This window comes from Mycobacterium sp. FW102-FHT13B02 (assembly GCF_058790275.1).
Window position 1 is genome coordinate 1 of the sequence record NZ_JBYTCM010000043.1, and the last position, 9,828, is coordinate 9,828.

General features: G+C 65.8%; 9 protein-coding genes. 6 read left to right on the plus strand and 3 right to left on the minus strand.

The genetic code is table 11. The annotated features are described in order from the left end of the window. Positions 1-903: 903 nt before the first annotated feature. From AC3WTE_RS31990 to AC3WTE_RS32005, 4 genes are all read left to right on the plus strand, one after another. Positions 904-1,371 carry a hypothetical protein gene (locus tag AC3WTE_RS31990; protein WP_492443633.1) on the plus strand — a complete coding sequence of 156 codons (468 nt, stop codon included), beginning with the start codon at positions 904-906 and terminating at the stop codon, positions 1,369-1,371. Between the two features lie 242 nt (positions 1,372-1,613). Further along, a complete protein-coding gene (locus AC3WTE_RS31995; RefSeq protein ID WP_492443634.1) occupies positions 1,614-3,815 on the plus strand; it encodes an EspK C-terminal domain-containing protein in 2,202 nt (733 codons plus the stop codon). An 18-nt stretch (positions 3,816-3,833) separates the two neighbouring features. Beyond that, on the plus strand, positions 3,834-4,166 hold the full coding sequence (locus tag AC3WTE_RS32000) for a hypothetical protein (RefSeq protein WP_492443636.1): 333 nt from the start codon (positions 3,834-3,836) through the stop codon (positions 4,164-4,166). After that, on the plus strand, positions 4,163-4,639 hold the full coding sequence (locus AC3WTE_RS32005) for a hypothetical protein (RefSeq protein ID WP_492443638.1): 477 nt from the start codon (positions 4,163-4,165) through the stop codon (positions 4,637-4,639). Before AC3WTE_RS32000 ends, AC3WTE_RS32005 begins: the two co-directional genes overlap by 4 nt. A gap of 35 nt (positions 4,640-4,674) precedes the next feature. Here AC3WTE_RS32005 and mobF read toward each other — a convergent pair whose 3' ends face one another. Continuing rightward, a complete protein-coding gene (gene mobF / locus AC3WTE_RS32010) occupies positions 4,675-7,587 on the minus strand; it encodes a MobF family relaxase (protein ID WP_492443644.1) in 2,913 nt (970 codons plus the stop codon). 241 nt (positions 7,588-7,828) lie between these two features. On the opposite strand from mobF, the gene AC3WTE_RS32015 reads away from it, so the two are divergent. Beyond that, positions 7,829-8,002 (plus strand): hypothetical protein, encoded by a 174-nt coding sequence (locus AC3WTE_RS32015; protein ID WP_492443640.1) that lies wholly within the window; start codon positions 7,829-7,831, stop codon positions 8,000-8,002. 140 nt (positions 8,003-8,142) lie between these two features. Here the strand turns inward: AC3WTE_RS32015 and AC3WTE_RS32020 are convergent, their stop codons facing one another. Then, entirely contained in the window at positions 8,143-8,376 is a 234-nt protein-coding gene (locus tag AC3WTE_RS32020; RefSeq protein WP_492443641.1) for a hypothetical protein, read from the minus strand. A 93-nt stretch (positions 8,377-8,469) separates the two neighbouring features. Further along, on the minus strand, positions 8,470-8,820 hold the full coding sequence (locus AC3WTE_RS32025) for a hypothetical protein (RefSeq protein ID WP_492443642.1): 351 nt from the start codon (positions 8,818-8,820) through the stop codon (positions 8,470-8,472). A gap of 393 nt (positions 8,821-9,213) precedes the next feature. Between AC3WTE_RS32025 and AC3WTE_RS32030 the strand changes: the two genes are divergently transcribed. Next, positions 9,214-9,756, plus strand: a complete 543-nt coding sequence (locus AC3WTE_RS32030; protein WP_232490985.1) for a site-specific integrase — start codon at positions 9,214-9,216, stop codon at positions 9,754-9,756. Positions 9,757-9,828: the final 72 nt, after the last annotated feature.

Sequence of the window (9,828 nt, forward strand, 5' to 3'; positions counted from 1 at the left end):
TCCAATTATCCCTTGCAGGACAGGCACTTTCGCTTATCTACACCCTGTGGCGCACGCTATTTCACGAAAAATCCGGGTTAGTGCACTGCATCGACGGCGGCTAGCGTTACCCCCGTCATATGCAGCGGGACCCCTGTTACAGCAGGGGCCCCGCAATGGATTCCCCGATCAGGTGCATATACGAAAGGAGAGGTTCCGTTGACGAGGTTACATCGATTCCGCGGTGACGGGGAGAGTAGGCCCTGGAAAATCCCCTGGCGGCGGTGGCTGGTGTTGTGCCTATTCGCAGGCACCGGCGCCGTCGCGGTAGGTGTGATGCGGGCGTGGCCAGGCGTTGATAAAGAGATCGTCGCAGTGGTGGTGGCGGTGGTCGTGGCGATCATCGGCTATTGGTTTCCTCCGCCCTCCGGCGAGTTGGGCGCAGTCCTGCGCTGATTCTCTGTACCGCATGCCTGGAAAGTGTTGCGGCTAAGCGGTTTTCATCCCTCATCCTCCCTGCCCCGGATAAGGGCGAGTTGTCCGGTGCGGTGGTCACTGTCAAGGCTCGACCGTGGTCGATCGCGTAGCGGCGTTGGCCTTGACAGGGACCACCGCACCGTTGAGGACAATCGTCCCGCCCGGGGCAGGGAGGTGAAGGTGCGATATTTTATTAGCTGCGGTCGAGGTAAATCGGTGTATGCAGCGCATTGCTGGGTGTCTGCGTTAGCCGGTTTACCCTCGACATCTGTGAGCCTGAAAGTTGTGCGCCGACCTGTCGGTCGCGGGCCTTAAGCTGGGGATATGCATCCGCAGGGGAGTACGGGGGTTCCTCCGTCCTGGCCGATACCGCCGGAACCGACGCCGCGGCCAAAATGGTCGTGGAGTGGTTTGCTCGGCGTGGGTATCGGGACGGTGGCCCTTGTAGTGGCGATCGTCGCTGTGGCCAGGCCATCGAGCGCGCCGGCCGCCCAGGTCGCATCTGCGCCCGCGAGCACTTCGCCGTCGTCCGTGGCACCGGCTGGCGACACCTCGGCGGCCGACCGTGATCTGTGCACGGCGATCGCGCCGTTGATGACAGAAAGCGATACGACGGCCACGGCGTGGGTGAACTCAGGGCACACGGGTTCGCCGGAACGTGATGCGGCGACCCCGAAATATGTTTCCAGTACCCAAGATTGGGTCCGCCGCATCCAGCCGGTGATTGATGCGCATCCTGATGTCGATCCGTATCTGCATCGCACCCTGCAACGCTTCGTTGATGATCAGCGGCTACTGATCGCTGATATTGCCGCTGGCCCGTGGCAACCGTATGACGCGACGATCTATTCCGATGCCAACGCCGCAGGTAGTGGACCGCTGTCGGTGTGCTCCGGGTTGGGGGTCAAGTGGTAGGGATCAGTGCTCCAGCGTCCATGCCGACGCGCAGATATTCGGCTCAGATCATTGGTCAGGTGTGGCCACGGACCGAACCTGCCGCGTTGCAGGATGCGGCCGAAGCGCAGCACACCAAGGGCGCAAGTACAGTGCAGTGCGCCCAGGAGTTACGGGGCCTGGCGGACTCGGTTGCCGCTACTCAACGTGGCGAGTTCGTGGAAGCGTTTTGGCATAAGCAATACGAATATGCTTATACCGCAATGGAACAGGCCGATGACGGGTATTTCGTCATGGCGCGTGCCCTGTTGGACGCCGCGCACCTTGTCTATGGGTTGCGGGAGGACCTGGACGAGATCGACCGCCAGGCCAACGAAGAGATCGAAAATTTGGAAGCGGCGCTGAGCAGCAATCCACAGGCCCTGAGGCTGGAGCGCAACGCGGTGATTGGGCTGGCGCGTGCGGCGGCACGGGCTACATCTGCGGCGGCATGCACCGCGCTGGAAGCAGCGCTCGCTCCGATCGCGTCGATCACACCGAAACCTGTTGGACCACAACCCGCTCATAGCGCCACCAGCGATCCCGGTGTACAGGCGGCCGGATTCGGCATCGGCAAGCAGCCTCTTGGTGGTGGTGGGGGCAGGCCAGGCCCCGGCAATATGCCCGAAGGCTTGGGCATGGGCGGCCAGATAGCATCGCATCGGCCCGGCAGCAGTGAACCTGTCGGAAAACCTGACTCACCAACGGATTCCGCACCATCGACCGGGAAGCCCGAGCCCGCGAACGCCTCGGGCCGCACCACGGATCAAATGGCCGGCCACCGACCCCGCGGGGCGGATGACAGCACTGGCGTTGCGACGCCAGCCGGATCGCCGGCGCCGGTGATGCCCGCTGCGCAAGCGGGCAATGGTAGTGGGTCGGGGTTCAGTCCACCCAGCGGCGGTAGCGGGTTCAAGGTGCCGTCGAATATTGGCGGCATGGGTGGCGGCGGTATGCCCGGAGGCCTTGGTGGTGGGGGTTTTCCGCAAGGTTTGCCGCAAGGCGGGTTGCCCGGTTCGGGTGCGGTAGCCCCGCCGGCCTCCGCGACCGCGCCGTCTGTACCTGCCGATGTCGCAAAGGGTTTCAATGCGGGGTTGGGTTCGGCGGGAGCTCCGCCGCCCGCTGCGTTCGCTCCTGCTGCACCGCCGCCTGCTGCGTCCGCGGCTGGAGCAAGCGCCCCTGCCGGTGCGCCGCCGTTATCGGGGCCTGCTCCGGTGGCCGCCGCTGCTGGCGCGCCCGGGCCTGCTCCGTCCTCGGCTCCTGTTGCGGCGACGCCGGTGTCTGCTGGCCCCGGTGGCGGGATGCCTGCGGCGCCAGTGGGGGCGTTGCCACCGTTCGGGTCGGATGTGCCGCGTAGCGCCCCGCAAGCGGTGGTGTCACCGGCTGCGGGTACCCCGAATGCTGCACCGACTTCCAGTGGGGCGACCCCGGGGAGTGGGCCGGTCGCACCGCTGCCGCCGGGTGTAGTGGGCACCGGGGTTGGTGCTAGTGCGGGTGCGACCGCTGAAAGTGTGCGCTCGGAGCTGCCGGACCCGCTGCTGGAGTCAGCGGTCGGCATATTGTATCAGCTGCTGCACGATTCGCGGATGTGGCCGGACATGGACTGGTGCGTCGGGGTATTCAGTACTGGCAGCGGTGTCGAGACCGTCATCCATAACGGGGACGGGCTGGGCTACATTCCGGCCAACATGTTTGTGCCGCGGGCGGCACAGCTTCTGCTCTTCGATGAGACCGTGTCGAAAGACTTTCGGTCGCAATGGTTCTCGTGGGCGAATCCGGCCGCTCCGATGATCGCCCACGCACAGGCGCTAGCGGCGGTGAATCCGGCGATCGAGCTGGTGGCGGTGGCGGTGTCCACCGACCTCGGCGGATCGGCGGTGCCAGCGCGCGCCGCCGGCATCGAGCATTTCGCGGAAGTATCGCGCATCGATCTCGCCCGCCATCCCGATATGCAGGCATCACCCCACGATGCCGAGCATGTCCACCGGCTAGAGACCCTTGATCGCGCGGAGTACGCGCGGGCAGCTGGGCTCAGCGGCATGCCCAAGCCTGGTGCTTCAGATGCCTGGCGCACGACGCAAAGCGCTGTCCAGGTGGTGTTGGAGCGAGCAGGCATGGTGCGCGAGCTGGAGGTGCCGCCAGTGATCCGGCACATCATGGAGGCGTTCGGACAAGGCGTTCGTCCCCGGCCTGATCTGTGGGAGTCGTTGCGCGACGGCATGATCCGTGCGATGGGGATGGGGTACGGGTTGCGGCCTGGCTTCGCCGGTGTTGACGTCGACGAGTCGGCGTCGGCGTATGTGCGAGCGTGCCACGACCTCACCCGCCTGGGTGAGCTGTTGCTGCTGTGGGAGCACTCGACGTGCCCGGATGCCGCGGAGCTGGCGTATCTGTACGGCGTAATCAAGAGCACACCTGCGGTGTGAGACAAGGGGATTCGAAAAGTGGCATCGAAAATCGCCATGAACGCGCCGACGATGCGCAGCGCGGCTGGTTCCTCGGATGGCCTCCTGGAACGGCTGGCGATGCCGGTCGCCGGCGGTGTGCCCACGGTGGCGGCTGGGGCGCCGGCCGATGCGATCCTGCTGGCGTCGACCGCGGAAATCGAGGCGGCGGCGGCCGGACTGGCGGCGGTGTTCGCCGGGCGGGGACAGAAAGTAGAAGCGGCCACCGCTGACGGGGTGTTGCGGTTCCAGGCGACGGACGAACAAACCCGGGAACTGCTGCACGACGTGGCGGAATCGGCGTCCGCGGCGGACACGGTCTACACGCTGTGACCGCCAACCCGACGAATGTCGTCGACTATGACGCGCGGCTGCGCGAACTCCTGGAGGCCGCAGAGATCACCGTGGCGGCCGCGGCTGCGGCTGCCGGATGGGCGGGCGTCGACGCTGAAGGCGTGCTGAGTTACGTTGCGTCGCTGTCGCCGCTGGCGATGGCCCAATCGCGGTTGTACTACGAGTTTGATCAGCGCCATGTCCGCGCATACACGCGGTACGACTTCGAGCACGGTTTCGAGGTGGCCGCGCTGCCCGCGACCGCTGCACCGACATGGGCATCGAGGGTGGAGTCAGCCCGGGTATGCGCCAAATCGGAAGTAGGAATATATGCGATACCGCGGTGGAGTGCCTTGGAGGCGTGTGCTCTATGGACTTCCGATGATTCGTTGCTGCTGAATACGTTTCATCAGATTTCGGAGGTCGTCGAAGGATTCACCCAGACGTTGATGGCCCACGAGTTACAGCTCTAACGAAACGATGCCACCCATCAGTCGCGGGCGGGCTGTTATAGCTCTAGGCCGTAGCCGTCGTCGCTGCGGTCGATACCGTTGGCGAGGTCACGTTCCTGTTGGGCGATGCGTTCAGCTTCCCGCTGTTGCATGCGGCCAACGATGCGCTGGTAGGCCGCCTCGCGGGCCCGGTCGGCAGCCGTTTCGGCATGGTGCGCGTCGTTGCGTTGTTCGGTGCGGTCGTCGTCGCGGTCCAGGAGCGCGGCGATGACCTCGGGGAGGTATTCGCGTTGTGCGCGTGAGGCTTCGGCGTGCAGGGTGCGGGGCCGGTCATCGTTGGCCAAGATTTGGCTGAACAGGGTGGCGGCGGTGTGCTTGTTGCCACGGTGCAGGGTGTGGACGTCCTCGCCGGCGACGAGCCGACCATGCTGGTGATCGGCCTCGTTGGTCAACGGTTGATAGATGTAGACGTGGTTATCGTCTTTGGCGCGGGTGGTACCGACGTAGGCCATAGCCCGGGTAGCCCGCTCGGACAGGACCGTGAACGCCGCCCCGTGGGTGGTGGCGTTGCCCACGGTGATGCCTTGAGCCGAATGCAGCGTGGTGGCATAGCCCAGGGTGACGTGTTCGCGCAGATAGTCGCCCTCGAACACGACGCGGGCGGTGTCGGTGAGGCGTTCGGCGGTGATGCGCCCGTTGGTGGCGTCGACGCCGGCCACGGTCCAGCGGTTGCCGTTGCGGACCTCGTCGATGCGGTCGCCGTGGTGGTGGTCCCGGCCGGGGGTGACCTCGATGGTCGGGTCGTTGCGGCGGCTGATGATGATGTCCCCGACCCGCACGTCCTGGTCGCGGGCGGCCCGCACGGTCGGCGTGTTCTGGGTGGAGGTATCGCGAGCCACGGCCAGGCTCGGATCGCCGGCCTTGGTGTAGTGGGTGTGCAGCTTGCGGTTGATCGCGTCCGCGATTTCCCACCGGTCGCAGATGATGGCCGCGTCTTTCCCGCCGGCCCGTGCTGCGATGTAGGCGTCGGTTGCGTCTTGGGCCATGGCGATCGGGTCACCGGTCTGCAGCCGGTCGTGGGTGCGGTACCACTTGACCGCCTTGGATAGGCGTTTACCGGTGCCGTTGCGCACCGCCAGGGAGGCGCCGCGTTCTTCGGGGTCGCGCATCCGCCATACCTGTGACAGCTGCTGAGACCAGGGCAAGGTGTCGCACAGGTGCTCGAACATGCCGCCCCGCTTGTTGACCGGCGCCAGCTGATACGGGTCACCGACCAGCACCATTTTCGCCCGGGCGCTCGTCGCCGCGGACAGCAGTTTCTTCAGATCGGGGGTGCCGACCATGGAGGCTTCATCGACCACGATCACGGTGCGGCCGGTGATGCTCAAGGTGCCATCGTCGATCTTGCCCAGAGCCTTGGTCACCGTCAGCCCGTCGTCGCCTGCCCCACCTTGCATCGCCTCGTCGACCGCTTTACCGGTCGGCGCGAGCACCAGCACTTTTTTCGCGCCGCGGCGCGCGCCGGCGCGCAGCGCCTTGAGGGAGTGCGTTTTGCCCGCGCCGGCCGGCGCTTGCAGCGGCTGCACCAGCCACGGCGAATGCGCGATATGCGCGATAGCGCGGGCCTGATCCGCGGATAAACCCGCGACATCTTCGGCGCGCAGGTCGATGCGCGCGCGGTTATCGCGCGCATCGACCATCTCGAAAACGCGTTCTTCTTCGGCGATGATCGCGTCCACGGTGTACCGCGCATGCCCTTCGCGCTGATGCGCTTGCCGCGGATCGTTGACCCGGACGCTGACCCGGTCCACGATCGTTTCGATTAACGTGCGCGGATCGCCCGGCGCGTCGACCGGGATCAGCGCGCCGATCAGCTCCACCATGTCCGCGCGCGTGAATGTGGCTTTGTCGATCTGCGCGGCCGCGTGCGCAACGCGGCCGCGGTCCATCCGCGGCGCGGCGCGGCGTTCGCGGCGCGCTTCGCTATGCGCGGCGCGGTCGAGCTCCAAACCGCGCTCATCGTCGCGCCACTGCGCTTTGAGTTCGGCCCACGGCAGCGATTCGGGTTTGCGCGGCCGCGTCGCTTTCTGCGCCGCGGCCAGCTGCTGCGCGGTCGGTTTCCCATCGACCAGGACCAGGTTGTCGCGCGCCCATTCGCGCAGCCGCGTTGAGCGCCGCGACCACGCCTTGATGCACGCCCGCGTGACCCCAGCGATCTCGGCCATCCCGGTGCGCGGGTCCACCCGCTCCCACTCCACCCCGAGCTCGGCGTGCAGTATCTGGCGCAGCACGGCCTGGTAGATGACGCCCGCGGCTTTGGCCTCATGCACAAGGGTGTAGCCGTCGATCGAGACCAGCTTTCCGTCCGCGCGGGCCTGACGGTTCGGCACCAGCACGTGGGTGTGCAGATGCGGATCACCGCACCGCGACGTTTCATGCTGATAGGCGATACCCACCAAGCCGGGCAGCCGCTGCAAATCCTTCTGCCCGGTGACCGGATTGTGCACCCGCGTGTAGCCGGCGTGCTGATTCAGATACTCCATCGCCGCGCTGACAGCCTTCATGTGGGCTTCGCCGATGACCTTCTCCGCGCGGTCATCGGTCAGCGCCCGCAGCAGCCCCACGCTCTTCGGGGCGGCGAACGTCAAGTCAAACCCGTGCACCGAGCCTTTCCCGAACGCCCGTCCGGCCACCCCGTTCGGGGCGATCCCGTCATCGAGCCAGCGGGTCACCACCTTGCCGTCAGCAAACCCGCCAGCCAGATCAGACTCGGTCAAACCAGTCAACTCACCAACCTGCGACCGATCCCCGGCCACCACCCACTGCGGCGCGCGAGTGTCCTTCTCCGAGTAGTACTCGCTCAGACCACCGTTGGCGGACTGACGATCCATCGAAGCCTGCTGCGCTTCGTTCGCGGTCTTCTCGTAGTAGTTCACGCTCCACCGGCTGAGTTTGGAAATCGTCAACATCGCTGACGCCCCTCCCAGCTCACGCGACGGTCCGGCTACCAGGCCGGGGACGACGGTCGCGGACGCGCCCCGCGCGGCCACGACCAGCCTCGCACACCTTGTGCAAATGTGCCAATTGTTTGTGGCGGTTAGGGCTGTTGGGCGAGGCTTGGGCTTGGGGGGCGAAGGGTGGAGGTTTGGGGCGTGAGGTGTGAGGGTGGGGTGAGTTGGGGCAGGGAGGATGAGCGGGCGGTGGTTGTGGGTGAGTGATGAGGGTGTGGGGTTAGAGGGGCGGCTGCTGCGCGCGTTGGCGCGCCGCGACAGCGGCGTTTCCGAGCAGGTTTTGGACTGGCTCGTCAACGGCACTCGGCCCGGGCGAATCCCGGGTCTGACCGTGGCGTGGCCACCAGGTCCGCCATCGGAGTGGGTGTTCTGACGATCCGGCCAGCGCGAGTGGTCAGCAAACGATCCATCGGGTTGTTCAGGAAGAAAATTGGACCTGCGGACTTTTAGTCCGCAGGTCCAATGTGGTGATGATCGCTAGTCGGGGCTTACCTCCCGAACTTGATTGGTCCGTCAACAATCTTGACCGCCTCCGACGGTCAGATTGTTGACTCCGAGGTTGTCGAACGGTTCGGTGGTCTCGACCGAAATCCATGCCGGTGGGCTGTAAGTCAGGACCTGGGTACCTTCTAAGCCGTTCTTGCGGATTTTGATGGTGAGGACCCCGCCATCGGTGACGCTGTGGCCGGCATCCTGATGCTCGACTTTCTGGCCGTTGGCCAGGATCACGGTGAGTTTTGTTCCCATGTTTTCTCCCCCTTGGTGTGGTGTTTTCTACGGTAGGGCGCGCGGTCATGGACTTTCGGTCGTGACGCGACTGGCATGCCGCGAATCTCGCGTCTACCGCCACACGGTGATGGGCTGGTTGCGTGGGGTGACCGCGCGGGCCGTGGCGATAAGGGCGTCGAGCCGCGCGGCTTCCGCGGCGGCGGCCGCGGTGCGGCGATGTTGGGCGCGGCGGCGAGCGGCGGCAAGCGCGGCGAATGCCTCGGCGCGGCCTGTACCGGTCACCGCGCCGGCCAGCTGCGGTGATGCGGGCGGCGGCGCGCTAACCGCGGAGGGTCGCGGTGCAGTCGCGGCGCTCCGCGGTGGTTGGCGTCCGGCGAAACTGCCGAGCCTGCGCAACCGGCTGGCTAGGAATGCGCCGGGGTTGGTGACCTGGTCGGGCCAGGTTCCGCCGGTGCGGCGCATATCGGCTTCGAGCTCCTCCTGGACGGCCTGCGCTGTCCAGGAGTCAGGATCGATGCCCGCGGAGGTGAGGGCATCACAGATGGAGCCGATGTGGCCGCTGCCGAGGCCTACACAGCGTCTGGTGAGCTCAGCGGCGAGCTTCTGGAGCGCCAGTGGTCGTGGCTCGGCGCGCCAGCGCCGGCTTTTACGTTGGGAGGGTGAATTTTTCGCGCGCTGCGGCGCGCTTGGTGAGTTACTCCCTACGGGAGGGGGGTCGAGGAGCAAACCCGCCCAATCCGGCGCTAAGGATTTACCGCACATAGTGTCATACTATGTGCGATCGGATAACGGGTCGATGCGCCCCAGTCGGGCGACTCGAGAACCTGTGCGCGGTAGTAGTTCGAGGTTGATGACATGGGGCGGGTTCACAGGTTGTCGACGTCGGCGAGTGATGTGCGGCTGGCCGATGCAGTACAGATCTACTTGGCGACGATTATGGTGTCGAACACCCGCGCAACCTACGCGGCGGCGCTGAATCGGTTGGTGGTCGACTTCGGGGCGGATACGAATGTGGCGTTGCTGGGCTCGGAGCCGGATCGGGTCAGTGGCTGGTTCACCTTCGTGTGGGGTGGCAAGTCGGCGAAGACGTTTAACATCCGATTGACTGCGCTGGGGTCGGCGTGCGCATATTGGCGCGATCAGCAGTGGTTGGCCGGCGATCCGTTAGTGCGGTTGCGAACGCGGCCCGCACCGCCGGACACCAGTAGGGCGTTGAGCAAGGATCGGGTCACCGAGATCTTGGGATCGGATGCGGCCCAGAGGGAACAGGTGTTATGGCACATGCTCTACGAATCCGCGGCGCGTGCCGAGGAGGTGTTGATGCTGGATGTGCCCGACCTCGACACAGCGAACCGCTGCGCGGAGGTGACACGCAAGGGCGGGGCACGCGAACTCTGAACCACCCTGGATCTGATGGAGACCTGGTTCAAGCCACGTCGCGGTCGGAGGTGGCTGTCGAGCGTTGTTGAC

Coding starts and splice junctions, on each gene's coding strand:
- AC3WTE_RS32030 (WP_232490985.1), top strand. CDS start 9,214: ATGGGGCGGGTTCACAGGTTGTCGACGTCGGCGAGTGATGTGCGGCTG.
- AC3WTE_RS32025 (WP_492443642.1), bottom strand. CDS start 8,820: ATGCGCCGCACCGGCGGAACCTGGCCCGACCAGGTCACCAACCCCGGC.
- AC3WTE_RS32020 (WP_492443641.1), bottom strand. CDS start 8,376: ATGGGAACAAAACTCACCGTGATCCTGGCCAACGGCCAGAAAGTCGAG.
- AC3WTE_RS31995 (WP_492443634.1), top strand. CDS start 1,614: ATGGAACAGGCCGATGACGGGTATTTCGTCATGGCGCGTGCCCTGTTG.
- mobF (WP_492443644.1), bottom strand. CDS start 7,587: ATGTTGACGATTTCCAAACTCAGCCGGTGGAGCGTGAACTACTACGAG.